Consider the following 12,032-nt stretch of genomic DNA (forward strand, 5'->3'; position numbering starts at 1 on the left):
CCCCCCGCCCCCCCCCCCCGGGGGGGCGCCCCCCCCCCCCCCCCCCCCCCACCGCCCCCCGCCCCCCCCCCCCCCCGGGGGGGGGGGCGCCCCCCCGCCCCCCCCCCCCCCCCCGACTCGCATGGGGTCTCAGCCGAGTCTCGCCGCCAGGCCGCCCGTGCAGCGGACCTCGTCGCCCGCCGTGATGAGCAGTGCCTCCACGTCCGGCAGCGACTCCAGCCAGCCCAGACCCTCCCGCGAACCCATCGCGAACGCGGCCGTCGCCCAGCAGTCGGCCCAGGTCAGCCGGGGGGCCACGACGGTGACGGCGACCAGGTCGGTGACCGCGGACTTGCCGGTGCTCGGGTCCACGATGTGCGCCCCGCGCTCCGCCGTACCGGAGGTGGCCACGGCCAACTCGTCGGCGCCGGCGGCCGAGATGACGGCTGCGAGGCCGCCCGGACGGAGGGGATCGGAGACACCGACCCGCCACGGCCGGTGCGGTCCCGGTGTGCCGAACATCTGGACGTCACCGCCGCCGTTCACGCTGACCCCGCTCACCCCGGCCGCCGCCGCGATCAGCCCGGCCGCCCGCTCGGCGGCCCAGCCCTTCACGATGCCGGTCGGGTCGAGCCGTCCCTCGTAGGTCGTGCTGAACCAGCCGGCGCTCACCCGCTCCGCCTCGGCGCCCAGCTCCAGCACCTCGGCGACCTCGGCGTCGCACTCGGCCAGGGTCAGCTCGCCGCGGGCCAGCCGGGACACCTGGCTGTCGTCGCGGTAGGTGCTGAACACCTCGTTGACGCGGTGCAGTTGGGCGACCGCCCGGTCCAGCGCGGTCCGGACTGCCTCGGGCTCCCCGCCGCGGATGTCGAAGGAGAACACCGTCCCCATGACCTCCTCGGCGTGCCGCAGCGCGGCGGGAGCCTCCGCGGGATCGGTCACCGTGTCAGCCACCGGCCTTGTCCAGCGCCGACTGCAGGGACTGCTTGTAACCGCCGCTCGTGTACGTCGCACCCGACACGGAGTCGATGGTCGCACTCCCGGCTGCCACGGCCTCCTGGTTGAGCTTCGGGATCGCCAGCGCCGTCTTCTGGTCACTGAGCCCGCCGCTCGGCGCCTGCACGGCGTCCGCCTTGGTGATCTTGCCGTTGGCGACGGTGATCCGGACCTGCACCGGCCCGTACTCGGTCGTCGCGACATTGCCGGTGACGGTCTTGGCCTGAGCGGCCTGGCCCGACCCAGAGGCCTGGCCCGACCCGGCGGCCGAACTCTGCGACGGGGACGCCGTGTTGGCGCCGGCGGCCTTCATCTTGTCGATGGCCGACTGCAACGACTGCTTGTAGCCGGTGCTGGTGTACGTCGCCCCGGTCACGGACGTGATGTCCGCGCTCTGGGTGGCGACGGCCTCCTGGTTCAGCTTGGGCACGGACAGCGCGGTCTTCTGGTCGCTGGTGCCGCCCTTGGGCGCCTGGACGGCCTCGGCCTTGGTGATCTTCCCGTTGGCGACCGTCAGCCGCACCTGGACGACCCCGTACTGGGTCTGGGCGACAGCGCCCGTGACCGTGGAGGTCCCGGCCGCCGCGGCACCGCCCTGGGGCGACTCCTGCGCGGCGGCGGTCCCCTGGGCCGCCGCACCCTGCGCGGACGCCGAGGTGGAGTCGGTCGCCGGCTTCAGGGAGAGCAGCAGCACGATCCCGGACACGGTGGCGGCGCTCGCAAGCAGAACACGCCGGATGGGGTGGCTCTTCTTCATCGCTCCTGACTCCCGTCGCTCACATCTCGAACGACTCGTGATGGATGCGGCGGGCGGGAACCCCCGCGCCGCGCAGTGCTTCGTAGACCGACTGCGCGAAGCCGGGCGGCCCGCACATGAAGACGTCGTGGTTGTCGATGTCGGGCATCTTGCGCCGCAGGGACTCCGCCGAGATGTCGGGGCGTTCCCCGTCGGGGCTGTTGACCGCGTACATCAACCGGGCGCCGCGCTCGTCGGCGATCTTCGCCAACTCGTCCCACAGTGCGAGGTCCTGCGTGGTGTTGGCCCGGTAGAGCAGCGTGATGTCACCGGCCGCTCCCGGCAGCGTCTCGAACAGTGCCCGCATGGGCGTGATGCCGACGCCACCGGCGACCAGCAGCACCTTGCCGCGGGTGCGCCGCTGCGAGGTCATCGCGCCGTACGGGCCCTCGGCCCACACCTTCATGCCGGGGCGCAGTTCACGCAGCCGGGCGCTGTGGTCGCCGATCGCCTTGACCGTGATCCGCAGCATGTTCGGGCGGGGCGCCGCCGACAGCGAGTACGGGTGCGAGCTGAACCGCATGCCCGGCGCCAGGAACCGCCACCGGAAGAACTGCCCGGCCTCCGCGCCCATCCGGTGCAGCTTCCGCCCGCCGATGAGCACGGACACGATGCCGGGCGTCTCCTCGATGACCGCCTCGACGTACATCCGGTGCCGCAGGTTGAGACGGATCGGGGTGAGGATCCGGTACCAGACCACCAGCGCGGTGACCGTGCCGTACAGCCCGTACCAGACGGTCTTGGCGAGCGGCGTCAGCGCGAAGTCGTTGCCGGTGGTGATCTGGTGCCAGAAGGTCAGGAACACCGCGCCGTACGTCAGCAGGTGCACGTGGTACCAGGTGTCGTACGGCAGCCTGCGGCGGACGGCGCCGATCGACGAGAGTCCGATGAGCAGGAACAGGCCGGTGCCGATGGCGGCCTTGCCCATGTCGGGCAGCTGGTTCACGGAGTCGATGGTCTGCTGGACGATGTCGTTCAGCGTCTTGCCCGCCTGGAGGGCGTAGCCCCACATGATGAGGAAGACGTGCGCGAAGACCAGGCAGAGCGTGTACCGGCCGCTCATCGCGTGCCAGCGGGCGACCCGGTCGGAGCCGACCCGCCGCTCCAGGGCGGGCACGCGGGCCATCTGGAGCACGACGAGTGCCATCAGATAACCGGCCAACAGGCCGGTGATGCGGCCCGCGTTGAGGATTTTGCCGTTCTGGTCGGCGATGGACGGCGTGTTCTGCCACCACATCCACAGCACCCCGACCGCGCCCGCCCAGACGGCGAGCAGCAGCAGGGTCGCTGGGGAGCGGCGCGGGCGGATGCGGCGCATCGTCTGTCGGCGGGCGGCACGTCCGCCTGCGAGCGTGGTGGTCACGGTTCCTCCGTGGACGGGGCAAGGGGGGTGGGCTGGTCCCTTGGCCCTGAAGTACGTGCCGTTGCGCCTGTGCGTTCAGAGTCCCGCCGAGTCCAGTGCGGACTGGAGTGACTGGCGGTAACCGTCACTTGTGTACGTGGCTCCCGACACCGTGTCGATACTCGCGCTCTGCGCGGCCAGGGCCTCGCTCCGCAACTGGGGCAGGGCAGCGGAGTTGATCTCCTGATCGCGTGGATTGCCCGAAGGCGACTGGACCGCGGTGACATCGGTGATTTTGCCGTTCTTCACGGTGATCTTCACCTGTACGGGGCCCCAACGGGTCTGCACGGTATCGCCGTTGACGGTCTTGGCGCCGGTCGCGGTGGAGCCGCTTGAGCTGCTCGACGGCACGGTCGCGGGTGCCGCGGCCACCTGGGGCGCGGTGTGCGGCTTCAGCGCCAGCAGCATCACCAGACCGGACGCGGTGACCGCGCTCGCCAGCACGATCCGGCGCAGCGGACGGTTCTTCCTCAACGGATGCACGACGGCCTCACAGCTCGAACGACTCGTGGTGGATACGGCGGTCCGGCACCCCGGCGGCACGCAGCGCCCCGTACAGATCCTGGGCGAACGCGTGCGGACCGCAGAGGTACACGTCGTGCCCGGCGAGATCGGGCACGGCCTCGCGCAGCGCCGCCGCGCCGAGCACCGGCCGCTGCCCCTGCGGCCCGTTGAGCGCGTACAGCACCTTCGCCCCGCGCCACCGCGCGATCGCCTCCAACTCCGCGCCCAGCGCGAGGTCTTGGGCCGTCCGCGCCCGGTACAGCAGCGTCACCTCGCCCGGCAGCGTCTCGAACAGCGCCCGCAGCGGGGTGACACCGACGCCGGCCGCGATCAGCAACGACCGGTGCGCGGTGCGCCGTTCGGCGGTCAGCGAGCCGTACGGCCCCTCCGCCCACACCCGGGCGCCCGGCCGCAGCAGCGCCACCGCCGCGCTGTGGCCGCCGAGCGCCTTGACCGTGATCCGCAGCAGGTCCCGCCGGGGCGGCGCCGACAGCGAGTACGGCGTCGACGTCCAGCCCATGCCTTCGCCGAAGAACCGCCAGCGGAAGAACTGCCCGGCCTCCGCGCCGAGTTGGTCGATCCGCCGCCCGCGTACGACGACGGAGTACACCCCCGGAGCCTCCCGGTGCACGGACTCGACCCGCAGCCGGTGCCGCAGATTGAGCCGCACCGGGACGAGCACCCGGAACCACAGCACCAGCGCCGCGACACCCAGGTACAGCGCGTACCAGGCGTCCGTGGCGGCGGCGTGGCCGTTGAACTCGTTGCCGAGGGACAACTGGTGGAAGAAGGCGAGGAACACGGCGACGTATGTGAGGAGGTGGACGTAGTACCAGAACTCGTAGCTCAGCCTGCGCCGCGCGGCACGCGCGGAGGTGATGCCGACCGCGAACAGGATCAGCGCGCCCAACGTGCCCTTCAGCATGTCCGGGTAGTCCAGCACCACCGTGACCGTCTCGTGCACGAGTGAGGCACGGTCCTGGGCGGCATAGCCGAGCAGGATGAACACGATGTGCGCGACCAGCAGACAGACCGTGTAGCGGCCGGCCATCGCGTGCCAGCGCGCCACCCGGTCCGAGCCGATCCGCCGCTCCAGCAGCGGCACCCGCGCCATCAGACCCACGAGCACGGCACAGGCGTACCCGCACAGCAGCCCGGCGATCCGCCCGGCCCCGGTCAGCCAGCCCGCAGCCCCGACCACCGAACCGGTACCGGCCCACCAGAGGGCGACCGTGGCCGCCGCCCCGGCCCACAGCAGCCCGAGCACCGCGCCCGCCGGTGAACGCCGGGGGGACGGCGCCACGGGCGGTGCCGCCCGCCGCTCGTACACGGTGGTCATCTGTGCGTCCTCTCACCCGTCCTGCACACGACTGTGCGGGCCGAACCTCTGAGGGATCTCTGAGCGAACCCCTTTCTCGGCGTTCTCAGAGGAAACTCAGAGGGGCCCGCGGCGGCCGGGGACGCGACGAGGGGTGATGCTGGTAAACGCGATGAACACGACCCGCTCCGGCCGACCGGCCCTCACCCGCCCCGACGGCACCCCCGTCCGCGTCCTGGTCGTCGACGACGACCCCGATCTGGCCGAGGTGCTCTCCGGCGCCCTGCGCTACGAGGGCTGGGAGGTCCGCACGGCCGGCGACGGGGCCTCCGCGCTCGCCGGGGCGCGCGAGCTGCGGCCCGACGCCGTAGTCCTGGACGTGATGCTCCCGGACACCGACGGCTTCGCCGTACTGCGCTCCCTGCACGAGGTGAAGCCCGACGTCTGCGTGCTCTTCCTCACCGCCCGGGACACCGTCGAGGACCGCATCGCGGGCATCACCGCGGGCGGCGACGACTACGTGACGAAACCCTTCAGCCTGGAGGAGGTCGTCGCCCGGCTGCGCGGACTGCTGCGCCGCGCGGGCATGGCCCGCCAGCAGGAGGAGGGCCCCCGGATGACCGTCGGGGACCTCGTCATGGACGAGGAGGCCCGCGAGGTCACCCGCGACGGGCGGCTCATCGAACTGTCGCCGACCGAGTTCGAACTGCTCCGCTTCCTCATGCGCAACCCGCGCCGCGTCCTCAGCAAGGCCCAGATCCTCGACCGCGTCTGGTCCTACGACTTCGGCGGCCAGGCCCATGTCGTCGAGCTGTACATCTCCTACCTGCGCAAAAAGGTGGACGCGGGCCACGCGCCCATGATCCACACCGTGCGCGGGGCCGGATACGTGCTCAAGCCGGTCGTGTGATGGGCGGGCGCCTGCGGGCCCTCGGGCGCCGGCTGCCCCGGCCGCACACCCTGCGGGCGCGGCTGACGGCGGGCCTGGTGGTGCTGCTCGCGGTCAGCTGCGCGGCCGTCGGGGTGGCCGCGGTGATCGAGCTGGACGGCTTCCTCACCGGCCGCCTCAACCAGCAACTGACCGAGGTCGGGACGCAGTTCCCGGCCAGCCTGGAGCACAACGGCAAGACGCCGACCGACCACGACGCCGACGACCGCGAACGCGGCGACACCCGCAGGCAGGCGCCGGGCACGTTCGGCGCCCGCCTGGTCGACGGCACCGTCACCAACGCGGCGGTCGTGCCCGCCGACGAGGAAGACTCCACGACCGACCTGAAGGTCGCCCTCACCGCGCGGGACAGAAGGGAACTCGCCGCGGTCCCGGTCGGCGGCAGGGCCCACACCATCCACCTCTCCTCCCTCGGCCGGTACCGCGTCCTCGCCGCCGTCGGCCGGGACAACGACGTCCTGATCACCGGACTCCCGTTGGAGTCGGTGGAGGCCGCCGTCCACCGCCTGGAGGCGGTCGCCGCGATCGTCTTCGGCGCCGCCCTCCTGGCCGCCGGATTCGCGGGCGCGCTCTGGGTCCGCTGGTCGCTGCGGCCACTCAGCCGGGTCGCCGCCACGGCCACCCGGGTCAGTGAACTCCCGCTGGCCAGCGGCGAGGTGACCCTCCCGCCCCGGGCGCCCGAGTCCGATCCGCGCAGCGAGGTGGGCCGGGTCGCCGGTGCCTTCAACCGCATGCTCGGCCATGTCGAGGACGCGCTCACCCACCGGCACGCCAGCGAGGAGCGCCTGCGCAGCTTCGCGGCCGACGCCAGCCACGAACTACGGACCCCGGTCGCGTCGATCCGGGGCCACGCCGAACTCGCCCTGCTCCACCCGGACCCCGTCCCGCCCAAGGTGACCCGGGCACTGGAGCGCATCGCGGCCGAGTCCGCGCGCATGGGTGTGATGGTCGACGAGATGCTCCTCCTCGCCCGCCTCGACGCGGGCCGCCCCCTCGAACGCCGACCCGTCGACCTCACCCGCCTGGTCCTCGACGCCGTCACCGACGCGCGTGCGGCGGGCCCCGACCACCGCTGGACCCTGGAACTCCCCGAGGAACCGGTCACCGTCACGGGCGACGCCCACCGCCTCCAACAGCTCTTGGCCAACCTGCTGACCAACGCCCGCTCGCACACACCCGCCGACACGAAGGTGACGGTAGCCCTGGAGACACGGGACGGGACCACCTGCCTGGTCGTCCACGACGACGGCCCCGGCGTCCCGGCAGAGGTCCAGCCAGGAGTCTTCGAACGCTTCACCCGAGCGGACCGCCGACGAACGGAGGCCGGGGGAGGGACGGGGGGAGGAGGAGCGGGCCTGGGCCTGTCGATCGTGGCGGCCGTGACGGAGGCGCATAGGGGGAGCGTGCAGTTGGAGAGCCGCCCAGGCTCGACAACGTTCACGGTGAAACTTCCGTCAGGTGGAGCTACGCAGGGGCGCGGGGAACTGCGCGACCAGCCCCATCCGGCCTGAACCCGCCATACGACCGTCAGATCAGCGGCGCTCTCGCGATTCAGTACCGAGTAATCGCCGTAACCCCGCTCACCGTCCCAATCGCGATACGAGGCCCCCGCAAAGGATCAGCCCACCGCAAAATCCTCCGCATCGCATCCACCGGTACGGACACACAACCGGCGGTAGCCCCGCGCCCGTTGACATGCAAAAAGATCCCGGCCCCCCGCCCCTTCACAGGCTTGGCGTAGTTGAACCCGATGACAACCCCATACGCATACTGCGTCGCATAAGAGATCAACCGCTCCGACTCGGACGCCCGGCAGTCCCCGGCCAACGGCTCACTCCACCGGTTGTAGACCCGAGACAGAACGTCCTCGCACCACCACGAACTCCCGTGCACCCGCCGGTACTTGACCTTGGTCCCACCCGGCGCCCCCTTGATCCCGAAGGCGAACGGCAGGTCGTACAACCCGGTGGGAGTCGTGTAAGACCCCTGCTTACGAGCCCGGCCCTCGACCAGCCCCTTCGCCCCGAACCGCGCAGCCGCCGAACCGACCTTCACCCAACCCGCACCCCGCCGCCGCTCCCACCAACTGAGCGTCCCCGACGTGGAGTTCGCGCGGGGCGCCTGGGCGAGGATCAGCTGACTGCCACCCCCGGTGTCCGCCAGCAACGCCGGCAACGGCGTCGCCGCACGCGCGGGCACCGCACCGAGCAGGAGAAGGAGGGACGCGGACGCAAGGGTGAGCACACCGGGACGCATGGCTCAGACGGTAGGGCCCGGGCGAGGTGACGGCAGCTCAGATGGGCCAAATAGGCAAGACGCGATCGGTCCGTACGTCACCGTGGCCGCCCCGGCCGGCGTTCATCGGGGCGGCCACGGCTGCCTGTCACGTCACTTGGTGAGCGTGCAGGCGGCCAGGGAGTCCAGCCCGGTCGGCTTGGTGCCCTGACGCCCGATGGCGATCGCGATCCGGTCGATCGTCGAGACGCGCTTGTCCTTCAGCGGGCCGAGGATGGCGTTCTGGACGAAGTTGGGTCCGCCCTGTCCGACGGTGTCGACGAGTCGCTTGTTGGCCTCGGCGATCTGCGTGTTCAGCAGAGTGAGGTTGCGGTCGACCTCGGCCTGCGCGGAAGCCGGGACGGCCGGCAGCTGCGACTTCACGTCGGGGCAGGAGATCGTGCCGACGGCGCCCGACGCGGCGGTGGTGCCGGTCCCCCCGGCCGCCTGCGTGGCGGCGGCGGTGGCGCTCGGGGTCGCGGCCGTGGCGCCCGTCGCCCCGGTCGAACCGGTCGTACCGGCCGAGTTGAGGGTGCACCCGGCGAGCGCGTCCAGGCCCGTCGGCTTGGTGCCCTTGCGACCGATGGCGATGGCGATTCTGTCGATGGTCGAGACGCGCTTGTCCTTCAGCGGGCCGAGGATGGCGTTCTGGACGAAGTTGGGTCCGCCCTGTCCGACGGTGTCGACGAGTCGCTTGTTGGCCTCGGCGATCTGCGTGTTGAGGAGCGTGAGGTTGCGGTCGACCTCGGCCTGCGCGGAAGCCGGGACGGCCGGCAGCTGCGACTTCACGTCCGGGCAGGAGATCGTCCCGGTGGCGGCCAGTGTCCTGACATTCTGGGTGCCGCTCTTGGAGGGTGTCCCGGCGAGGGCCGAACCGGCGATGACCGCACCGGACAGCGCCACGGCGGCGGCACCGCCGATGAACACGACGCGACGCTTGTTGTACTTGGGGAGAGCCCTGGACATGCGAATGCCTCACTCGGGTCAGGGGGGAACTGGAGATGACTCGTGGGGGAAACGCGGCGCCTGCGTCCGGCGAGAGGTACGGGAAAGCGGTTACAGATGTTCAAGGCTCCTTGAAATTGATGTTCAGGACCTCCCGAAATTGACGAATCATGCAGGACTCTGCATAATCATGCATGCTGGACAACGCGGCCGGGCGACGCAGCCGGCCACCACGGAACGACGTCCATCCACAGCCTTTGAGGAGCAGCGCAAGTGAGCAGCAACAGCGGTGACGTACGGCTCTGGGGCGGTCGTTTCGCCGACGGTCCCGCCGAGGCCCTGGCGAAGCTGTCCGCGTCCGTCCACTTCGACTGGCGGCTCGCGCCCTACGACATCGCCGGTTCCCGCGCCCACGCGCGCGTGCTGCACAAGGCGAACCTCCTTGACGACGACGAGCTGACCCGGATGCTCGCGGGCCTCGACCAGCTCGCGGCGAACGTCGCCGACGGCTCCCTCGTCGGCACGATCGCCGACGAGGATGTCCATACGGCCCTGGAACGCGGCCTGTTGGAGATCCTCGGCCCCGACCTCGGCGGCAAGCTGCGTGCGGGCCGCTCCCGCAACGACCAGGTGGCGACGCTCTTCCGCATGTACCTGCGCGACCACGCCCGTACGATCGGCGGCCTGATCGCCGACCTCCAGGACGCGCTGATCGGCCTCGCGGAGGCCCACCCCGACGTGGCGATGCCCGGCCGCACCCACCTCCAGCACGCCCAGCCGGTGCTGTTCGCCCACCACGTCCTGGCCCATGTGCAGCCCCTGTCCCGGGACGCGGAACGCCTGCGCCAGTGGGACGAGCGCACGGCCGTCTCGCCGTACGGATCGGGTGCGCTGGCCGGTTCCTCCCTCGGCCTGGACCCGGAGTCGGTGGCGAAGGACCTCGGCTTCGAGCACGGCTCGGTCGCCAACTCGATCGACGGCACGGCCTCCCGCGACTTCGTCGCCGAGTTCGCCTTCATCACCGCGATGATCGGGGTGAACCTCTCCCGGATCGCCGAGGAGATCATCATCTGGAACACGAAGGAGTTCTCCTTCGTGACCCTGCACGACGCGTTCTCCACGGGCTCGTCGATCATGCCGCAGAAGAAGAACCCGGACATCGCGGAGCTGGCGCGCGGCAAGTCCGGCCGCCTGATCGGCAACCTCACCGGCCTGATGGCCACGCTCAAGGCCCTCCCCCTCGCCTACAACCGCGACCTCCAGGAGGACAAGGAGCCGGTCTTCGACTCCATCGACCAACTCGAGGTCCTGCTCCCGGCGTTCACCGGCATGATGGCCACCCTCACCGTCCACCGCGAGCGCATGGAGGAACTGGCTCCGGCCGGCTTCTCCCTCGCCACCGACATCGCCGAGTGGCTGGTCAAGCAGGGCGTCCCGTTCCGCGTCGCCCACGAGGTCGCCGGCGAGTGCGTCAAGGTCGCGGAATCCGAGGGCATCGAACTCGACGGCCTCACCGACGAACAGTTCGCGAAGATCTCCCCCCACCTCACCCCCGAGGTCCGCACGGTCCTCAACGTCCCCGGCGCCCTGGCCTCCCGCAACGGCAGGGGCGGCACGGCCCCGAGCGCGGTAGCGATCCAACTGGCAGAGGTGAAGCGGGATTTGGCGGCACAGCACGCTTGGTCAACGGCGAAGAGCTGAGTGTTTTAGGGGCGCGGGGAACTGCGCGAGCAACCACAGCGCACCCGCACCCGCACCCGCCAAACAACCGCAACAACCCGAGCTCTGAAGCGAAGGTCATCCCGGGTTACGTTGGTCGGCAGCCGCACCACAGCCGACCAACGGAGCCCGCGATGCCCTTCGCCCGACTGGCCACAGCAACAACCCCCACCAGCCACCTCGGACTGGGCCTCGCCGCAGTGGGCCGCCCCGGCTACATCAACCTCGGCCGGGAAAGCGACCTCGGAGAGAACCGCAGCGTAGAAACTCTCCGCACCCGCACCCACGACCTCCTTGACGCCGCGTACGCGCAAGGCGTCCGCTACTTCGACGCGGCCCGCTCCTACGGCCGCTCGGAGGAGTTCCTCGCCGACTGGCTGACCGCCCACCCCGCCCTCGACGACATCGTGGTCGGCAGCAAATGGGGCTACACCTACACCGCCGACTGGACCACCGACGCCGAGAAACACGAGGTCAAGGACCACAGCGTCCAGACCTACGACCGCCAGCGCGGCGAAACCGCCGAGCTGCTCGGCGACCGCCTGGACCTCTACCAGATCCACTCGGTGACCCCCGACAGCCCGGCCCTCACCGACAAGGAACTCCACGCAAGGCTGGCCGAGGCCGCCGCCGGGGGAGTGACCATCGGCTTCTCCACCAGCGGCCCCGCCCAGGCCGACGCCATCCGCGCCGCGCTCACCGTGACGGTCGACGGCGAGCCCCTCTTCCGTACCGTCCAGTCGACCTACAACGCCCTGGAGACCTCGGCAGGCCCCGCCCTCGCCGAGGCCCACGACGCCGGACTCACGGTGATCGTCAAGGAGGGCATGGCCAACGGGCGGTTGGCGGCGCCGTACGCACCGGACGCGCTGAAGGCCGTAGCCGAGGAGACGTCCCTCGGGGCCGACGGGATCGCCCTGGCCCTGATCCTGCGCCAGCCGTGGGCAGGTGTGGCCCTCTCCGGCGCGGCCACCGTGGAACAGCTGGCCTCCAACCTGCACGCGGCGGTCGTGGACCTGGACGACGACCAGCTCGCCCGCCTCGCGACGCTCGCCGAGGACCCGCACACGTACTGGGAGCGACGCGGCCGGCTGCCCTGGCACTGATCTCCTGACCGGCACCACGGACTGAGACCTTCACGCCCATCATG

Annotated in this window: 11 protein-coding genes; 4 read left to right on the top strand and 7 right to left on the bottom strand. The window is 71.2% G+C overall.

All coding sequences use genetic code 11. The features are described 5' to 3' along the window. Positions 1-129: 129 nt before the first annotated feature. The 5 genes from ACIQBL_RS41335 to ACIQBL_RS41355 form a co-directional block, all read right to left on the bottom strand. Positions 130-933, bottom strand: coding sequence for an FAD:protein FMN transferase (locus tag ACIQBL_RS41335; RefSeq protein WP_401952218.1), 804 nt, complete (start codon positions 931-933; stop codon positions 130-132). Then, positions 926-1,732, bottom strand: coding sequence for an FMN-binding protein (locus ACIQBL_RS41340; protein WP_401952221.1), 807 nt, complete (start codon positions 1,730-1,732; stop codon positions 926-928). Before ACIQBL_RS41340 ends, ACIQBL_RS41335 begins: the two co-directional genes overlap by 8 nt. Positions 1,733-1,751: 19 nt before the next feature. Next, positions 1,752-3,134, bottom strand: a complete 1,383-nt coding sequence (locus ACIQBL_RS41345; protein ID WP_401952224.1) for a ferric reductase-like transmembrane domain-containing protein — start codon at positions 3,132-3,134, stop codon at positions 1,752-1,754. A 75-nt stretch (positions 3,135-3,209) separates the two neighbouring features. Next, positions 3,210-3,656, bottom strand: coding sequence for an FMN-binding protein (locus ACIQBL_RS41350; RefSeq protein WP_401952226.1), 447 nt, complete (start codon positions 3,654-3,656; stop codon positions 3,210-3,212). Positions 3,657-3,663: 7 nt separating this feature from the next. Beyond that, the gene (locus tag ACIQBL_RS41355) at positions 3,664-5,016 is read right to left on the bottom strand and encodes a ferric reductase-like transmembrane domain-containing protein (protein WP_401952229.1); all 1,353 of its coding nucleotides are present in this window, start codon (positions 5,014-5,016) and stop codon (positions 3,664-3,666) included. Positions 5,017-5,167: 151 nt separating this feature from the next. On the opposite strand from ACIQBL_RS41355, the gene ACIQBL_RS41360 reads away from it, so the two are divergent. Then, positions 5,168-5,905, top strand: a complete 738-nt coding sequence (locus ACIQBL_RS41360; RefSeq protein WP_401952231.1) for a response regulator transcription factor — start codon at positions 5,168-5,170, stop codon at positions 5,903-5,905. Then, positions 5,905-7,455: a sensor histidine kinase gene (locus ACIQBL_RS41365; RefSeq protein ID WP_401952234.1), complete on the top strand. Its 1,551-nt coding sequence runs from the start codon at positions 5,905-5,907 to the stop codon at positions 7,453-7,455. Before ACIQBL_RS41360 ends, ACIQBL_RS41365 begins: the two co-directional genes overlap by 1 nt. A gap of 40 nt (positions 7,456-7,495) precedes the next feature. Here the strand turns inward: ACIQBL_RS41365 and ACIQBL_RS41370 are convergent, their stop codons facing one another. Then, a complete protein-coding gene (locus ACIQBL_RS41370; RefSeq protein ID WP_401952236.1) occupies positions 7,496-8,200 on the bottom strand; it encodes a L,D-transpeptidase family protein in 705 nt (234 codons plus the stop codon). A gap of 132 nt (positions 8,201-8,332) precedes the next feature. Beyond that, complete coding sequence (locus tag ACIQBL_RS41375; RefSeq protein ID WP_401952239.1) at positions 8,333-9,184, bottom strand: hypothetical protein; 852 nt, start codon at positions 9,182-9,184, stop codon at positions 8,333-8,335. Between the two features lie 252 nt (positions 9,185-9,436). Here ACIQBL_RS41375 and argH point away from each other — a divergent pair, with 252 nt between their 5' ends. Both argH and ACIQBL_RS41385 read left to right on the top strand, forming a co-directional pair. Further along, the gene (gene argH / locus ACIQBL_RS41380) at positions 9,437-10,864 is read left to right on the top strand and encodes an argininosuccinate lyase (RefSeq protein ID WP_401952242.1); all 1,428 of its coding nucleotides are present in this window, start codon (positions 9,437-9,439) and stop codon (positions 10,862-10,864) included. Between the two features lie 152 nt (positions 10,865-11,016). Next, a complete protein-coding gene (locus ACIQBL_RS41385) occupies positions 11,017-11,988 on the top strand; it encodes an aldo/keto reductase (protein ID WP_401952245.1) in 972 nt (323 codons plus the stop codon). The last annotated feature ends 44 nt before the right edge of the window (positions 11,989-12,032 follow it).

Source organism: Streptomyces sp. NPDC088350 (assembly GCF_044753545.1).
GTDB lineage: Bacteria > Actinomycetota > Actinomycetes > Streptomycetales > Streptomycetaceae > Streptomyces.